17 protein-coding genes are annotated in these 15,196 nt (G+C 44.4%); 9 read left to right on the top strand and 8 right to left on the bottom strand.

Going from position 1 to position 15,196, the window contains the following annotated elements; translation table 11 throughout:
- The first annotated feature begins 199 nt into the window (after nucleotides 1-199).
- Nucleotides 200-1,408: a NupC/NupG family nucleoside CNT transporter gene (locus tag INR79_RS25195; protein WP_223097514.1), complete on the top strand. Its 1,209-nt coding sequence runs from the start codon at nucleotides 200-202 to the stop codon at nucleotides 1,406-1,408.
- A gap of 129 nt (nucleotides 1,409-1,537) precedes the next feature.
- On the top strand, nucleotides 1,538-1,960 hold the full coding sequence (locus INR79_RS25190) for a GNAT family acetyltransferase (RefSeq protein ID WP_223097513.1): 423 nt from the start codon (nucleotides 1,538-1,540) through the stop codon (nucleotides 1,958-1,960).
- A gap of 80 nt (nucleotides 1,961-2,040) precedes the next feature.
- Here INR79_RS25190 and INR79_RS25185 read toward each other — a convergent pair whose 3' ends face one another.
- Nucleotides 2,041-2,295: a YgjV family protein gene (locus INR79_RS25185; protein WP_004398236.1), complete on the bottom strand. Its 255-nt coding sequence runs from the start codon at nucleotides 2,293-2,295 to the stop codon at nucleotides 2,041-2,043.
- Nucleotides 2,296-2,639: 344 nt separating this feature from the next.
- On the bottom strand, nucleotides 2,640-2,954 hold the full coding sequence (locus INR79_RS25180) for a DUF496 family protein (RefSeq protein ID WP_004398237.1): 315 nt from the start codon (nucleotides 2,952-2,954) through the stop codon (nucleotides 2,640-2,642).
- Between the two features lie 422 nt (nucleotides 2,955-3,376).
- Between INR79_RS25180 and INR79_RS25175 the strand changes: the two genes are divergently transcribed.
- From INR79_RS25175 to phaC, 7 genes are all read left to right on the top strand, one after another.
- Entirely contained in the window at nucleotides 3,377-4,036 is a 660-nt protein-coding gene (locus INR79_RS25175) for a YceH family protein (RefSeq protein WP_022561566.1), read from the top strand.
- A complete protein-coding gene (locus INR79_RS25170) occupies nucleotides 4,033-4,329 on the top strand; it encodes a GIY-YIG nuclease family protein (RefSeq protein ID WP_223097512.1) in 297 nt (98 codons plus the stop codon). Before INR79_RS25175 ends, INR79_RS25170 begins: the two co-directional genes overlap by 4 nt.
- Nucleotides 4,330-4,485: 156 nt before the next feature.
- The gene (locus INR79_RS25165) at nucleotides 4,486-5,622 is read left to right on the top strand and encodes a conjugal transfer protein TraF (protein WP_022611646.1); all 1,137 of its coding nucleotides are present in this window, start codon (nucleotides 4,486-4,488) and stop codon (nucleotides 5,620-5,622) included.
- Between the two features lie 561 nt (nucleotides 5,623-6,183).
- Nucleotides 6,184-6,924 (top strand): SDR family oxidoreductase, encoded by a 741-nt coding sequence (locus tag INR79_RS25160; RefSeq protein WP_022561563.1) that lies wholly within the window; start codon nucleotides 6,184-6,186, stop codon nucleotides 6,922-6,924.
- A 19-nt stretch (nucleotides 6,925-6,943) separates the two neighbouring features.
- Nucleotides 6,944-8,149: an acetyl-CoA C-acetyltransferase gene (locus INR79_RS25155; protein WP_223097511.1), complete on the top strand. Its 1,206-nt coding sequence runs from the start codon at nucleotides 6,944-6,946 to the stop codon at nucleotides 8,147-8,149.
- Between the two features lie 106 nt (nucleotides 8,150-8,255).
- Nucleotides 8,256-8,603, top strand: coding sequence for a phasin family protein (locus INR79_RS25150; RefSeq protein WP_223097510.1), 348 nt, complete (start codon nucleotides 8,256-8,258; stop codon nucleotides 8,601-8,603).
- Between the two features lie 57 nt (nucleotides 8,604-8,660).
- Nucleotides 8,661-10,466: a class I poly(R)-hydroxyalkanoic acid synthase gene (phaC, locus tag INR79_RS25145; protein WP_223097508.1), complete on the top strand. Its 1,806-nt coding sequence runs from the start codon at nucleotides 8,661-8,663 to the stop codon at nucleotides 10,464-10,466.
- 123 nt (nucleotides 10,467-10,589) lie between these two features.
- Here the strand turns inward: phaC and INR79_RS25140 are convergent, their stop codons facing one another.
- The 6 genes from INR79_RS25140 to napF all read right to left on the bottom strand — a co-directional run bounded on the left by INR79_RS25140 (nucleotide 10,590) and on the right by napF (nucleotide 15,150).
- Entirely contained in the window at nucleotides 10,590-10,727 is a 138-nt protein-coding gene (locus tag INR79_RS25140) for a TIGR02808 family protein (RefSeq protein ID WP_004398247.1), read from the bottom strand.
- An 11-nt stretch (nucleotides 10,728-10,738) separates the two neighbouring features.
- On the bottom strand, nucleotides 10,739-11,314 hold the full coding sequence (locus INR79_RS25135; RefSeq protein ID WP_223097507.1) for a NapC/NirT family cytochrome c: 576 nt from the start codon (nucleotides 11,312-11,314) through the stop codon (nucleotides 10,739-10,741).
- A gap of 25 nt (nucleotides 11,315-11,339) precedes the next feature.
- Nucleotides 11,340-11,798 (bottom strand): nitrate reductase cytochrome c-type subunit, encoded by a 459-nt coding sequence (locus INR79_RS25130; protein WP_223097504.1) that lies wholly within the window; start codon nucleotides 11,796-11,798, stop codon nucleotides 11,340-11,342.
- A gap of 69 nt (nucleotides 11,799-11,867) precedes the next feature.
- Complete coding sequence (napA, locus tag INR79_RS25125) at nucleotides 11,868-14,357, bottom strand: periplasmic nitrate reductase subunit alpha (protein ID WP_223097502.1); 2,490 nt, start codon at nucleotides 14,355-14,357, stop codon at nucleotides 11,868-11,870.
- Entirely contained in the window at nucleotides 14,354-14,656 is a 303-nt protein-coding gene (locus tag INR79_RS25120; protein WP_004408234.1) for a chaperone NapD, read from the bottom strand. The genes napA and INR79_RS25120 overlap by 4 nt, the downstream gene beginning before the upstream one ends.
- Before the next feature lie 2 nt (nucleotides 14,657-14,658).
- Nucleotides 14,659-15,150, bottom strand: a complete 492-nt coding sequence (gene napF, locus INR79_RS25115; RefSeq protein WP_080717301.1) for a ferredoxin-type protein NapF — start codon at nucleotides 15,148-15,150, stop codon at nucleotides 14,659-14,661.
- Between the last annotated feature and the right edge of the window lie 46 nt (nucleotides 15,151-15,196).

Genomic DNA, 15,196 nt, shown 5'->3' with positions numbered 1-15,196 from the left:
TCAACAGATTCTAAGCATGTGAATGACCCCACGGACCGGACCAGCTAATTTTAACTGCTTGTAAAGGTGAATCCGCAATGACGATTTTTTCCAATTCCATTCTGGGGTGGTTCAGTTCCGCGCCATCACAACCCTGCCATTTACTGTCTGAATTGCGCTTGGGCGCTTCTTCAATTTCCATTCGATAACAGGGTTGATAATGAACATTCTTTTTAGCATTTTGGGTGTTATTACCCTACTGATTTGCGCCTACGCTTTCTCAGAGAATCGCAAAGCCATTAACTGGAAAACGGTATCCAGAGCGTTGATCCTTCAGGTTGGTTTTGCGGCACTTGTCCTGTACTTTCCTTGGGGACAGTTGGCTTTGACCAATCTGAGCAACGGTGTATCCAGCCTGTTGGGGTTTGCTGACGAGGGCATCGCTTTTCTCTTTGGTGATCTGGCGAGTAGTGGGTTTATTTTTGCAATCCGTGTTCTTCCAATCATTATCTTTTTCAGTGCTTTGATTTCCGCGCTCTATTACCTTGGCATTATGCAGAAAGTCATCGAGTTTATTGGTGGCGGCATTCAGAAATTTCTGGGAACCAGTAAAGCAGAGTCGTTAGTTGCGACTGGTAATATCTTTTTGTCTCAGGGTGAATCTCCGCTATTGGTTCGTCCGTTCTTGTCAAAAATGACGCGTTCTGAACTGTTTGCCGTAATGGCTGGTGGTATGGCATCGGTCGCGGGCAGTGTTCTGGGCGGATACGCTGGGCTGGGTGTGGAGCTGAAGTACTTGATAGCGGCAAGCTTCATGGCGGCACCGGGTAGCTTACTGATGGCTAAGATTCTGGTTCCGGAGCAAGGAACACCATCGCAGCAGCTTGATGTTGAAATGGATAAAGCAGAACAGAGCAATGTTATTGATGCACTTGCCAGTGGTGCCATGAATGGTATGAAAGTAGCCGTTGCTGTCGGCACTATGCTGATTGCATTCGTGAGTGTCATCGCGATGGTCAATACCGGTCTTGAAACACTTGGCGAATGGGGTGGCTTCAGTGGCATCACTTTGCAAGCCATATTCGGCTATATATTTGCGCCTCTAGCGTGGGTGATTGGTGTTCCGGGCAGCGAAGTGTTGGCTGCTGGTTCTTATATTGGTCAGAAAGTGGTGATGAACGAGTTTGTTGCGTTTATCGACTTTGTGGCGAACAAGGAGAAGCTGTCTGAGCACACTCAAGTGATTGTTACGTTTGCATTATGTGGGTTTGCCAATATTGGCTCTATCGCCATTCAGCTAGGTTCAATTGGTGTGATCGCGCCAGAGCGTCGCTCTGAGGTGGCAAACTTAGGTTTCAAAGCGGTACTTGCAGGCACACTGGCAAACCTGATGAGTGCGTGCTTGGCAGGATTATTTATTCTGCTTTAAGTACTTAAGGTCCACAGACCTTAATTTATAAAAATTCATAAATATCAAAGGCTAGGGGGTTCTCCTAGCCTTTTTATTTAGGTACTTTGTAATAAGCTAGAAAATCAGTGTTATAGAAAAGGATTGCGAATGAATATCAGGACGTATCAGCCTTCAGACAAACAAAGCATCATAGCAATATGGCGAGCTTGCGGATTAGTGGTTCCCTGGAACGACCCAAGCAAGGACATCGATATTAAAGTGGCTCACGATAAGGAGCTGTTTCTGGTTATGGAAGAAAGTGGCAAGGTTGTCGCGTCTGTTATGGGGGGATACGAAGGTCACCGAGGGTGGGCAAACTACCTAGCTGTGGATCCTGAATATCAGGGAACCGGAGCAGGACGCTTACTTATGGAAGATCTTGAGCGACGGTTAAAGGAAAAAGGGTGCCCCAAGATAAATCTTCAGGTCAGAAACACTAACGCCAAAGTCATTCAATTCTACGAATACTTAGGCTATAGCATTGATGAGTCAGTGAGTATGGGAAAGCGTCTGGATGGCGTTAAAAAATAACAAGGTCAACAGACTCTAATCAACCAGAAAGTAGAAAAGCCAGTGAAGACACTGGCTTTTCTTATAAACGATTCAGCTTATCAGGCTTTGGCTGTTTCCAGACTGGCTGCTTTTTTCTCGTTGTACATCTTCAGCAGGAAGTAGACATTCACACATGCGATAAAGCCATTTGTTACAACAACTGGCATTGCATCGATCATTAAACCGTAAGTGGTGAACAGTGCACATCCAATAAAGTTAAGTACACGCAGCAGTACGATGTCTTTCATCATTAGCGAGATCGCTACCATGATAGAAGACGCATACCCCAAAATTTCAACAGTGCTAAATTCCATAAATTGACCCTCTTATTCTCATCGGTGTTTACCGCTACCAATTCTTCTCTTCATGAGATAAAGGGGGTTATCCGTGCCCCGAATGGTCATTTTTCGTCACTATACCAAGGCTTGATTTACTCGGGAATACAGTGGATTAAGGAAAGTGAGAGTAAGCGATTACGCAAACGTTAAACGCAGAAAAAAATTTCCTCATACCGATATTTGTTGAAGTAATGAATGCAATGAATCGGTTAGATTAGGTGAATGTTTTTTTCAACAGACACTAAAAAGCCCCTGCTAAGCAGAGGCTTTGTACGTACGAGTGCTAACCCTGAAAATCAGGGTGCAGACAGTCAGGCAGTTTATTTTTTGCCTTGAGTTTGTTTGTCTGCTTCAGTCAGCTCGCGAATTTTGCGGCTGATGTCACGGCGAACTTTAGAGATTTCAGCACTCTTAATGATGTGATCGTCAACACGATCTTCGTAGTCCGCTTTCATGTTCTTGATGATAGCGACAATTTCATCGTGCTTCATTTCAGGCTTGATGTAGTCAAGCAGGTTTTCAAGAAGATCAACACGCTTAGAGTTATCGCGGATTTTCTTTTCGTTGTCTTGAAGTTCACGTTTTAGCTTGTTCTTACGACGAGCTTGGTTAACGATTTCAAAAACGTTGTTCATGGGATTTTTACCTCAAAAATCAAAATGAGTAACTTTTTTCGATTAAAACACAATGCTGGTTGGCTTAACAGACTTTAGATCAATCCCTTGCGTCTTATGACGAATTTTTAGGCATCCACTTCGACAAGAGTTGTCTTAACGCGGATAACCGCTATATCATTCTTTTCTCTTTTTATAAGTTTTAAAGATACTATGACGCCTCAGGACGATTTAGAACCCGAAAACAGCTCTCATTCTAAGAGAGAAAAGTTAAGTTCATCCTACAAAACAGGGCGTCAGTTGCAGGAACTCACCGAAATAGAACTCAGCCGCAGTAAAATTATTGTTCTATCTTTGGATGGCAAGCCACAGCGAATCCCATTGGTTACAAATCACTGAGCAGGTTTGGTTATCAATAGGAACGAATTAAGAAGGAAAGTCGAATGAGCATTGAATTGAACGCGATAGAAGCTCGGGTAATAGGTTGTTTGATAGAAAAGGAAGTCACAACGCCTGATCATTATCCCCTAACGCTAAACAGCCTGACTTCGGCGTGCAACCAAAAAAGCAATCGGGAACCTGTCCTCTCGCTTAGTGAAAGTGATGTGCAAAATGCATTGGACTCACTGATGCAGCGCCGTCTCGTCACAGACGAAAGTAGCTTCAATGCTCGTGCCGCAAAATATCAGCACCGTTTCTGTAATACTGAATTTGGCAGTTTGAAACTGACTGAGCAGGAGAAAGGTGTAGTGTGTTGTATGCTGCTTCGAGGTGCTCAGACACCCGGAGAACTCAGAACGCGCACCAACAGGCTGTGTACTTTTGCAGATGTAAAAGAAACGGAAGCAGTGCTTGAAGCGATGGCAAATCGCGAAGAGGGAGCGCTAGTTGTAAAGCTGCCTAGAGAGCCTGGCAAACGAGAGTCACGCTACCAGCATTTGTTCTGCGGTGAAGTTGATATTGAATCATTACCTGTTGCTTCGGAGCCCGTCGGTGACAATTCGCGAATTCAAGCGCTAGAGAATGAAGTGTCTGAGCTAAGAAATGAAATTGAAGAGCTGAAAGTATCACTTTCTCAAATCCGATCACTTGTAAATCAATGATTAAAAGTAATCCCTGGTTTGTCTATCTTATCAGGGACAAAAACTCCTCTCTTTATTGTGGCGTAACCGACCATATGATTCGTCGGTTTCGTCAGCATCAATCCGGAAAAGGCGCTAAATTTTTAAGAGGGAAAACCCCGTTAACCCTTGAATGGTTTTATATTGCCGATTCTAAAAGTACAGCAATGAAACTCGAATACAAAATCAAACGCCTTTCAAAAAGTCAGAAAGAGCGGATGATTTTGACCCATAGATTACCCACTTCTTTAGAAATCCTTCCTGCTTTACCTTAGCCTTCAACTTATAAAACTTGGTTGTAAATCACACAAATCAGAAGCTAGTTGCGAATTTATACATTAAAATATTTAATTGAATGGAAAGTGAGTTTCATTCCATGAATGAATTTTATAATTCATTGAGCTATAAAATAAATAAAATTGGATATCGTTATGAATAACAAATATGCAGTGGGTTTTGGTTTGTCTTTGCTGTCTCTTTCCGTTTCTGCAGCCAATCACGTAGCTGATGGCAGAGGGAATGGTATGGGAAATACGGGTGTGGCTTCAGGTGAGTATTTAGTCGCCCCATTTTATAACCCTGCCTTGGCGGCAGTTATCGATGAATCTGACGATTTTGCAATTCTAATCCCCGCCGGTGGGGTGAAAGTTCGTGATACCGATAATGCGATAGAAGTCATTGATGACGTGCAAAAAACTTATAAAAAAGTACAGAGCTCACCTTCTACCGATCTATTAGCCGAGCTTAATGGTCACCTGGACTCTCTGGCAGGGCATAAGCCTCTTACAGCATCAGGAAATATTGGCGTTGCTGCCGCATTGCCAACTAACCTGGTGGCAGCCAACCTGTTTACGTCTGGTTATGTTGAAATTATCGGTGTGACAGACGTGGCAAACAAGGTCTCAGACAGCCTTACCGATACGAATCAGCGTATACAGGATACCAATGTTGATCTGGTCGCATTCGGCTACACAGAAGTGGGTCTCGCGCTGGCAAAGCAGCTTGATCTAGCTGGTCAGCGAGTTTCTCTTGGTATCACTCCTAAGTTCCAAAAGCTCACCACATACTCTCAAAACATCAACGTAAACGACTTTGAGCTTGATGAGTACGATAAAGGTGAAACTAACGAATCTGCGTTCAACATTGACCTAGGCGCAGTATGGCTTCTTGGTAACTTCAGAGCGGCATTTGCCATCAAAGACATCATGAAGCAGTCGATCACAACCGACACCAAATACGTTTACGAATTGAAGCCTCAGATGACGGTTGGTGCTGCATACACAACGGAATTTTTCACTGTAGCGGCAGATGCTGATCTAACATCGCAAACGCGTTTTGTAGGTGTAGCGGATGATACTCAGTTTGTTCGATTAGGGGCAGAAGCCAACGCCTGGGACTGGGCTCAGTTAAGAGTGGGCTACGAAATGGATACTAAGAGTACAGTAGATAATTCTGTTACATTTGGCTTAGGGCTAAGCCCATTTGACGTAGTAAATATTGACCTAGCAGGTAGTTATGCTGGAAATAACCAATTTGGTGCTTCAGCAAGTTTAGGTTTTACGTTTTAATATTATTTTTAATAATAAAGGGCAGCACATTATTGCTGCCCTTTATTTTATAAAAAGCCTTTATTTTCTCTCATTAATAAAAAACCTGATATTTATGTCAATATAATTGAATGAACTATATGGTTTTTATTTCTATTAGAATTAATTTTACTTCCTAAATAACATATCCCTTAGTAATTTAATTAAATTATACATCTATAAATATAGTCACTTAACCTACTGAAAAATATAATAATGGATTAAGAATTGCACTGTTATGTATAAAAAATGTAAACAGTGTTTTTCTTGTTCACCGTTTTGTTAACATAAGTACCTGATATTTGAGACTGTGATCTTGTTTTTCTAATAAACTAAACTTTGTGTGTGGATTTATTAAAAATGTTGCTTATTTTAAATATCAAGCAATAAAAACGTCACAGTCTCGAATTAAATTAAATAACAAATAAGAGTCTTTAAGACGTATTAAAAAAGCTCTAAGAATAAATCTCATTGAGGCGTTAAAAATAACGTCAGTTGGTTTTGACGTCTTGCGTCACGCTTGTTGTAAGAACGGAGTCATTAATGGAAAAACTCGCTTTGATCACTGGTTCCAAGGGTGGAATCGGGTCGGCTATTAGTACGCAATTAGTTAGTGAAGGTTATCGTATTATCGCGACCTATTACACTGGTAACTATAAGTGTGCAAAAGAATGGTTCGATGAGAAGCAATTCACGGAAGATCAGGTTGTACTATTTGAACTTGATGTTACTAACACTGCTGAGTGCAGTGAAAGGCTTGAAAAACTTCTCAGAGAAGAAGGTACACCTGATGTTGTTGTTAACAACGCTGGGATTACCCGAGACGGTGTCTTCAAAAAAATGTCGGCTGACAGCTGGTTTGATGTTATCGATACAAACCTGAACAGCTTATTCAACGTTACCCAACCGCTTTTTGCCGCTATGTGCGAAAAGGGGGGTGGGCGAATCATCAACATTACCTCAGTAAATGGTCTAAAGGGGCAATTTGGTCAGGCGAACTACGCGGCTGCAAAAGCTGGCATGATCGGCTTTACCAAATCACTGGCAGCCGAAGGTGCGCGTTCAGGCGTTACAGTTAATGCTGTCGCTCCTGGGTATACGGCAACACCAATGGTCACTGCCATCCGTGAAGACGTACTGGAAACCATTAAAAACGAAATTCCAATGAAGAGGCTAGCTCAACCAGATGAGATTGCGAAAGCGGTCAGCTATTTGGCAAGCGATGCAGCGGCTTACATTACTGGCGAAACTTTGTCAGTCAATGGCGGCCTGTACATGAGTTAACTTCAGAAGGAATTAAAAAATGGAAAAGGTATACATCGTTTCTGCGAAGCGTACGGCTATCGGTGCGTTTGGTGGAACATTAAAAAACACATCAGCAGGTGAATTAGGTGCTGCCGCGATCAAAGGTGCGCTTGAAGCCGCCAATGTAAACCCAACCGAAGTCGACGAAGTGATTGTAGGTAATGTTGTTGGTGCTGGTCAGGGCATGGGTGTCGGTCGTCAGGCTGCAATCTTTGCCGGTGTTCCAGAAACTACCCCTGCATACACACTCAATATGGTGTGTGGAAGTGGCATGAAAACCCTTATGGATGCCGCATCACACATTCGCAGCGGAGACGCCGAAGTCGTTGTCGCTGCAGGCGTTGAAGTGATGTCTCAAATCCCATTTGCTGCTCCAGCAAGCCTACGTCAAGGTCAGAAAATGGGTGATATCAGTTTTAAAGATCTACTGATTTCCGACGGTTTGACAGATGTTTATAACCAGTACCACATGGGAGTCACTGCCGAAAACATTGCCAAGGAAGTTGGATTGTCTCGTGAGGTGCAAGATCAATTTGCACTATCTAGCCAGCAAAAAGCAGTGGCAGCCATTGAAGCTGGAAAATTCAAAGATGAGATTGTTCCGGTTGAAGTGAAACAGCGTCGTGAAACGATTGTGTTTGACACCGATGAGTACCCTAAATCCGATGCTAGTCTTGCTGGGCTGCAAAAACTAAGACCTGCTTTTGACCGTGAAGGTACTGTGACCGCTGGGAATGCTTCTGGCATCAATGACGGTGCAAGTGCACTGGTAGTGGCATCGGAAAGTGCCGTTAAGAGATTAAACCTGACCCCGCTTTGCGAGTTGGCAAGCTACGCACAAACAGGTCTGGACCCTAAAGTAATGGGGTTAGGACCAGTCAAAGCCGTAACGAGTGCTTTGAGCAAAGCTGAATTATCCATTTCAGATGTAGACGTATTTGAGTTAAACGAAGCCTTTGCTGCTCAGGCACTGGGTGTGGTTTACCAGCTTGCGGAACACCATGAAGTGGATAAAGAGACCATCTTATCCAAGGCCAACTTTAATGGCGGTGCAATTGCACTGGGGCACCCACTAGGGGCATCTGGAAATCGAATCATTGTATCTCTGGTTCATGAAATGAAGCGCCAAAACAGCAGTACCGGAGTGGCTTCACTTTGTATCGGCGGTGGAATGGGCACTGCAGTAGTACTGAAACGCAGTTAACAACTGTTTTACCCATTGGGGCAGGAGCCCTTATTGGGAAATATCGATTCACTTATTGGGAAATATCGATTCACTTAATGGAAATTTGTTTATCAGGAGAGACACTATGTACACTGACATTTTTAAAGCTTTTACCGATCAAACTGAAAAAACGTTCGAACCTTACACAAAAATCAACAAACTATTCACCAAAAATGCTGAAGTAATTACTGAACTTCACCTAAATGCACTACGTTCATACAGCGATTTAGGTCTTGCTCAGCTTAAAGCGGCAGGTGAAGTGAAAGATGTGGCTTCTCTGGCTTCTTTCAGTAATCAGCAACTGTCTGTTATTACTCGTCTTTCTCAACAGCTTATGGACGACAGCAACAAGCTTCAATCCATTGCTAATGAATTCAAAGAAGACGTTGAGCAAATCACTTCTGAAAGTCTGAAAGCTTCTACTCCAGCTTAAGATGAGGGCGCCACCCTTACGGGTGGCGTTTTTTTGATCCGAAGAAAGGGTTTTATCATGTTTCAAAACTTCTTTTCGGACTACCTTGTTAAGCTCCAAGAGAGCAACCAGCAATGGTGGAAAGATCTTGAGCAAGGCAAGGCAGCCGTCAATACCCCTCTTAATAAGGCGATGCACGAAATCAGCCTAGAAGATACAACAGAGTTATTCGAAAAAGCCGCTCAGCAGCCAGCTGCTCTTCTTGAAGTTCAAACTAAATGGTGGGAACAGCAACTAGAGATTTGGCAAAAAGTTGCGCTGCAAGCGAACCAGGAATCTGTTGTTGAAGCCGAAAAAGGGGACAAGAGATTTCAAGATAAAGCGTGGCAAGATGATGCGTTTTATAATTTTATTAAGCAGTCCTATCTGTTGTTTAGCCGCACATATCTAGACACAATCAACTCAGTTGAAGGTCTGGATGAAAAAACCAAAGAAAGGCTGAACTTTTTCTCTCGCCAAACCATTAACGCTTTATCTCCAAGCAACTTTATCGCGACCAACCCGGAGTTGCTTAAGCTTACAATGGAACAAAATGGCGAGAACTTACTGACAGGTTTGCAGCACTTCAAAGAAGATGTAGAAGCTAGTGCCGATATTTTGAAGATTCGTATGACTAATACGGATGCATTCCAAATTGGCGAACATGTGGCTAATACTCAAGGTGATGTTGTTTACCAAAATGAACTGTTTGAGCTGATTCAGTATCGCCCGGTAACGAAGCAGGTAAATGCAACACCGCTGCTAATTGTGCCACCGTTTATCAATAAGTATTACATCCTTGATCTGCGTGAGAAAAACTCTCTGGTGAAATGGTTGCTAGAGCAAGGTCACGCGGTATTCATGATGTCCTGGCGTAACCCTGGTCCTTCTCAGGCTAAGGTAGAATTTGGCGACTACGTGACAGATGGTGTGGTTAAAGCGGTCAGTGCAATTGAATCTATTACCGGTCAAGAGCAAATTAACGCCGCAGGTTACTGCATCGGCGGGACAGTGCTTGCTTCAACCGTTGCGTACTATGCTGCAAAAAGAATGAAAAAACGCATTAAGTCTGCGTCATTCTTCACGACATTACTGGACTTTTCACAACCTGGAGAAGTTGGTGCCTATATCAATGACACAGTAATACGTGCGATTGAAGCCCAAAACAATCTCCAAGGTTACATGGATGGTCGTTCGTTGAGCGTAACGTTTAGCCTGCTGCGAGAGAACAGTCTGTACTGGAACTACTACATTGATAACTACCTAAAAGGTAACAGCCCAGTCGATTTCGACCTGCTTTACTGGAACAGCGACAGTACCAATGTAGCCGCGGAAACACATAACTTCCTTCTCAGGGAATTGTATCTGGAAAATAAACTGGTTAAAGACAAAGGCGTCAAGATTGGTGGTGTATGGATCGATCTGAATAAGATTCGTATTCCAAGCTACTTCATCTCTACCAAAGACGACCATATTGCGCTTTGGCAGGGAACCTATCGTGGTGCGCTAAAGACTGGTGGTAACAAGACGTTTGTTCTTGGAGAGTCAGGTCACATTGCAGGTATTGTTAACCATCCGGATAAGAAAAAGTACGGTTACTGGACTAACGATAACCTGGATGACACGGCTGAAGAGTGGATGGCTAACGCTGAACACAATGAAGGTTCTTGGTGGCTACATTGGCATAAATGGTTGCTTGGCTTTAATCCAGAAGAGCAACGCGAGCCATTTAGTGTTGGCAATGAAGACTACCCAGTTCTCCGAGTTGCCCCAGGGGATTATGTGAAACAAACGCTTCCTGTTATCGAAGATATCGTGAAAGAGGAAGAAGCAGAAACTGCTTAAACTATACATTCTAAGATAATAACTCTAACAACTCAGTTGGCTAGAAAAAGAAGCTCCCACCGTAAGGTGGGAGTTTTCTTTTGGGCAAATGCCCATAGCAAGCAAAGGTGCTAAAACTTGGGTCTACTGTGGATCTTTATCTTTTCCTAGGGAAAGCAGCCACAAAGATACGGCTGCCACACCCGCGAAACCCGTCAGAATGATGATTGGCATGGCAGAGTAGCCGAGCACATGCCAAATCACAGATTCAAGTGTACTCATTGATTTTCTCCTTATTGCCAGCCTTCAACGCCGTGCATGTCTGGTAGTTTGTGCGCAATGCCTTTATGGCAGTCCACACATGTTTTTTCACCTGATGCCAGAGCGGTTGAATGTTGCTTTGCGCTGCGAGTGCTTTGCTCAGAAAAGTCCATATATTCAAACTCATGGCAGTTCCGACATTCGAGCGAATCATTCTTTTTGAAGCGAGCCCATTCACGCTCTGCCAAGTAGGCGCGTCGATCCTGAAACTTCTCTGTTGTATCTATTGTTCCCATAAAATGCGCTACCAACTCTTTTGAAGCCTGCACTTTACGTACTATCTTATCAGTCCATTCGTGAGGAACATGACAGTCAGAACAAATAGCCCGAACACCAGAACGGTTTGAGTAGTGAATGGTTTCCTGTATTTCCGCCACAATCGGGGCGTGGCACGCGGAACAAAACTCTTCCGTATTGGTTGCTTCCATTCCGGTGTTGAAAGCGCCCCAAAAGAGAAGACCACCGGAAAACCCCATAAACAGTACAATACCTGCCGCTGCTTTACTCGGGGTTTTCAACCGTTGCCAAAATGTTTTTAATATCTTCATAATCAGCCTCTTAATTCGCTAAAAATCATTTGCTGAGAGAATCAACACTTTGGAATTCATTCTCCACAAGTGGGTTAGCGTTTGCCTGAGGCACATGACATTGAAGACAGAAGTAACGTCTTGGTGACATGTCAGCCAACACCGCATCTTCGCGGTTTACGTAGTGCGTAACACTGATTTTTGTTGCGCCCATTTCCTTGGCATTTTTCCAGCTGTGGCAAGCAAGGCATTTGTTTGCATTCAGAGAAACTTCGTATCCCCGAATGTTATGAGGAATCAAAGGCGGCTGATAAACATAGCTACTTTCCAGGACCTGTTCACGAGGGTATTTTTTGAAGTCGTCAGCAGGTCGAGTGGTTTCCAGCTCCGAAGCTCCACGCAGAGATTCTAACCCGCCAATACCTCCAGGGTTATCGAGTTCGGCTATGGCTGCACCACTGAGAAGTGCACCGACCGACAGCAGTGTTACTAGAATTTTTTTCATAATGAGTTCTCCGCCATTAGGCTAATTCTGATTGTCTGACCGCTATGAAAGCGGTCAGAAGCAAAATTCTTAAGCGATCTTGGTGATTTTGACCGGGCACTTTTTAAAGTCTGTCTGCTTCGAAAGTGGGTCAGTCGCATCTAGAATCAGCTTATTGATGAGGATTCGTGCATCAAAGAACGGCACAAATACCAAGCCTTGTGGCGGGCGGTTTCGCCCACGGGTTTCTACACGGACTCTCACTTCACCGCGTTTATTGGCAATCAGTACTTCTTCACCTCGGCGTAAGTTTCTTGCTTTGGCATCCGCAGGGTGGATGTAGCACACCGCATCAGGAACCGCTTTGTACAGCTCAGGAACTCGGCGAGTCATGGTGCCAGTGTGCCAGTGTTCAAGCACACGCCCAGTACACAGCCACATGTCGTATTCAGAATCTGGGGATTCAGGAGGTGCTTCATAAGGAGCGGAAATGATAAAGGCTTTACCGTCAGGCTTGCCATAGAAGTCCCACCCAGAACCTTTCTTAGCATACGGGTCAGAGCCTTCTTTATAGCGCCATAAGGTTTCTTTACCATCGACTACCGGCCAGCGAAGTCCGCGAACTTGGTGGTAAACATCGTAGGGTGCGAGATCGTGTGCTTTACCACGTCCAAATCTTGCGTATTCCTCAAACAGTCCTTTTTGAACATAAAATCCAAAATGGTGGGCGTCGTCGTTAAGTTCACGAGCTTCCTCAATAGGGAACTTATCCACTTCGCCATTTTTGAATAGCATGTCATACATGGTTTTTCCACGATATTGCGGAGCTTTGGCGAGCATTTCCTCTGTCCAGACTTCTTCCATCTTGAAGCGTTTTGAAAACTCCATGATTTGCCAAAGATCAGATTTTGCTTCGCCAACGGTATCAACCTGTTGATACCAGGCTTGAGTGCGTCGCTCAGCGTTACCGTAAGCGCCTTCTTTTTCGATCCACATTGCTGTAGGCAATACAAGGTCGGCAGCTTGCGCAGTTGCTGTTGGGTAAGGGTCGGAACAAACGATAAAGTTCTCTGGGTTCCGGTAACCCGGCAGGCGTTCACCATTAATGTTAGGACCTGCTTGCAGGTTGTTGTTACACATCACCCAGTAGGCATTCATTTTGCCATCGCGAAGCATGCGATCCTGCAATACGGCGTGGTACCCAGGTTTAGGTGGAATAACACCCGATGGAATGTCCCAGATTTTTTCAGCATACGCACGGTGTTTTGGATTCGCGACGACCATATCGGCTGGCAGACGGTGGGCAAAGGTACCCACTTCACGAGCAGTACCACATGCGGAAGGCTGACCTGTTAACGAGAATGGGCTGTTACCTGGAGTCGAAATTTTGCCCGTCAGTAGGTGAATGTTGTAGATCAGGCTGTTCATCCAAACGCCACGAGTATGCTGGTTCATCCCCATGGTCCAAAGTGACATGATTTTGGTATTTGGATCGGCGTATTGTTTTGCTAAAGCAATGAGTTTGTCTGGTGCAACGCCAGATATCTCCGATGCCTTCTCTACTGTGTAAGTAGCGACAGACTTTTTGTATTCCTCAAACGAGATAGACGTCATTTTGCCAGAGTTTGGATTTTGCGCCTGCTTTTGCAGCGGGTCGTCGTCTCTCAAACCATAACCAATATCAGTGGCAGTTTGTTTGAAGTTGGTGTGTTTATTAACGAAGTCCCAGTTAACTGCATCGTTTTCAATGATGTAATGCGCAATAAAGTTGGCAATGGCTAGGTCACTTTGCGGCTTGAAGATATAGCCGGTATCAGCCAGCTCAAACGAGCGGTGATAATAAGTTGATAGCACGTTAACTTGCACATGAGGGTGACTCAATCGGCGATCAGTGATGCGAGTCCAAAGCACGGGGTGCATTTCTGCCATGTTTGAACCCCAAAGTACAAAGGAGTCGGCGTGTTCGAAATCGTCGTAGCAACCCATAGGCTCGTCAATGCCAAATGAACGCATGAAAGCACCTACCGCAGAAGCCATACAGTGGCGAGCGTTAGGGTCAATGTTGTTAGAACGCAGACCCGCTTTCATCATTTTGGCAGCGGCGTAGCCTTCCATAACGGTCCATTGGCCTGAACCAAACATACCCACACCAGTAGGACCATGCTTTTTCAGCGCGTCTTTCCATTTTTCGGCCATCACATCGAATGCGGTGTCCCAGGATACAGGCTGGAAATCACCATCTTTGTGAAATTTGCCATCTTTCATACGCAACAAAGGTTGAGTGAGGCGATCTTTTCCGTACATGATCTTTGAAAGGAAATAGCCTTTGATGCAGTTTAATCCCTTGTTTACAGGGGCTTCAGGGTCACCCTGTGTGGCAACCACTTTTCCGTTCTGTGTACCGACCAGAACAGAACAACCAGTACCGCAAAAACGACAAGGCGCTTTGTCCCATGTGATTTTGGTTTGATCTGAACTGGCAATCAGGTTGGTGGCGGAGGCGGGTAGGGTAATACCAGCGACTGCGGCGGCTGATGCAGCTGCGTTTGCCTTAACAAACGCACGTCTTGTCATTTTCATGCTTCACCCTCAATTTGGTGTTGAGTTCCAGTGTTTTTATCTTCGCCATCCAGTTCCTGTTCAATCTGGTGATAAACCAAAACTGTATTCAGAACGTTGGCTAATTGGTTAATGGCATCAATGGTGTCGGTAATGAATCCCTGATTTTCGGTCTCCAAAACCACCACGATTTTTCCTTCCGGGCTGTCCCCGTAGATTTCTGCGCTGTCTAATTGCGAAATCTGGGTTTTCACACTCTCCAAATGCTGAGGTGAAACGTGAACCACCAAGCTGGAAATGTGCACTTCATTTAGTGCCATAGTTATCTCTCGTTGTTATTTATGCTCACATTGATGGATGAAGTCGGGCACACTGATACGCAGGCGCCACAGCCATTGCACTCATCAAGATTTAAATTTGGTTGTGCTACTTTTCCTATAGATAACTGGAACTGGATAGCCATGGTTTCGCACATATCACCACAGCTTCTGCATTCAACGTTCTGGCTTGCAAGACAGGTGTTTGATATTGCAGCTTTCGCGTTCCAGGGTGTGGAGTCTTGGGGGGTAAAGAGTTTTTCCGGGCAGGCATCTGCGCATTGATAACAAAACGTGCATTCTCCCAGGTCAAAGTCGACAATGGGGAAGCCACCGCTACCGAGTTTTATGATTTTTGTTTCACAACCGGAAGCGCATTGGTTACATCGGGTGCATTGCTCTGTAAACTCAAGGGCGTCTTTAACCCACGGCATGCGAGGTTGGTTTTCGCTTTCGTTATTTCTTGTGAATAGACGTCTTCGGATTGGGTCGACCAAAACCACCTCTGCATTAAGTTATTAAAATCTGTTAACAGACTTTCAT

Origin of the sequence: Vibrio sp. SCSIO 43132 (genome assembly GCF_019904195.1) — a bacterium.
Lineage (GTDB): Bacteria > Pseudomonadota > Gammaproteobacteria > Enterobacterales > Vibrionaceae > Vibrio > Vibrio nigripulchritudo.
Note: the sequence above shows the minus strand (reverse complement) of the source record. Positions and strands in the feature narration are given on the sequence as shown.

What these genes read in the sequence shown, in the direction of transcription:
- INR79_RS25195 (WP_223097514.1), top strand. Translation starts at nt 200, where the DNA reads ATGAACATTCTTTTTAGCATTTTGGGTGTTATTACCCTACTGATTTGC.
- INR79_RS25190 (WP_223097513.1), top strand. Translation starts at nt 1,538, where the DNA reads ATGAATATCAGGACGTATCAGCCTTCAGACAAACAAAGCATCATAGCA.
- INR79_RS25185 (WP_004398236.1), bottom strand. Translation starts at nt 2,295, where the DNA reads ATGGAATTTAGCACTGTTGAAATTTTGGGGTATGCGTCTTCTATCATG.
- INR79_RS25180 (WP_004398237.1), bottom strand. Translation starts at nt 2,954, where the DNA reads ATGAACAACGTTTTTGAAATCGTTAACCAAGCTCGTCGTAAGAACAAG.
- INR79_RS25175 (WP_022561566.1), top strand. Translation starts at nt 3,377, where the DNA reads ATGAGCATTGAATTGAACGCGATAGAAGCTCGGGTAATAGGTTGTTTG.
- INR79_RS25170 (WP_223097512.1), top strand. Translation starts at nt 4,033, where the DNA reads ATGATTAAAAGTAATCCCTGGTTTGTCTATCTTATCAGGGACAAAAAC.
- INR79_RS25165 (WP_022611646.1), top strand. Translation starts at nt 4,486, where the DNA reads ATGAATAACAAATATGCAGTGGGTTTTGGTTTGTCTTTGCTGTCTCTT.
- INR79_RS25160 (WP_022561563.1), top strand. Translation starts at nt 6,184, where the DNA reads ATGGAAAAACTCGCTTTGATCACTGGTTCCAAGGGTGGAATCGGGTCG.
- INR79_RS25155 (WP_223097511.1), top strand. Translation starts at nt 6,944, where the DNA reads ATGGAAAAGGTATACATCGTTTCTGCGAAGCGTACGGCTATCGGTGCG.
- INR79_RS25150 (WP_223097510.1), top strand. Translation starts at nt 8,256, where the DNA reads ATGTACACTGACATTTTTAAAGCTTTTACCGATCAAACTGAAAAAACG.
- phaC (WP_223097508.1), top strand. Translation starts at nt 8,661, where the DNA reads ATGTTTCAAAACTTCTTTTCGGACTACCTTGTTAAGCTCCAAGAGAGC.
- INR79_RS25140 (WP_004398247.1), bottom strand. Translation starts at nt 10,727, where the DNA reads ATGAGTACACTTGAATCTGTGATTTGGCATGTGCTCGGCTACTCTGCC.
- INR79_RS25135 (WP_223097507.1), bottom strand. Translation starts at nt 11,314, where the DNA reads ATGAAGATATTAAAAACATTTTGGCAACGGTTGAAAACCCCGAGTAAA.
- INR79_RS25130 (WP_223097504.1), bottom strand. Translation starts at nt 11,798, where the DNA reads ATGAAAAAAATTCTAGTAACACTGCTGTCGGTCGGTGCACTTCTCAGT.
- napA (WP_223097502.1), bottom strand. Translation starts at nt 14,357, where the DNA reads ATGAAAATGACAAGACGTGCGTTTGTTAAGGCAAACGCAGCTGCATCA.
- INR79_RS25120 (WP_004408234.1), bottom strand. Translation starts at nt 14,656, where the DNA reads ATGGCACTAAATGAAGTGCACATTTCCAGCTTGGTGGTTCACGTTTCA.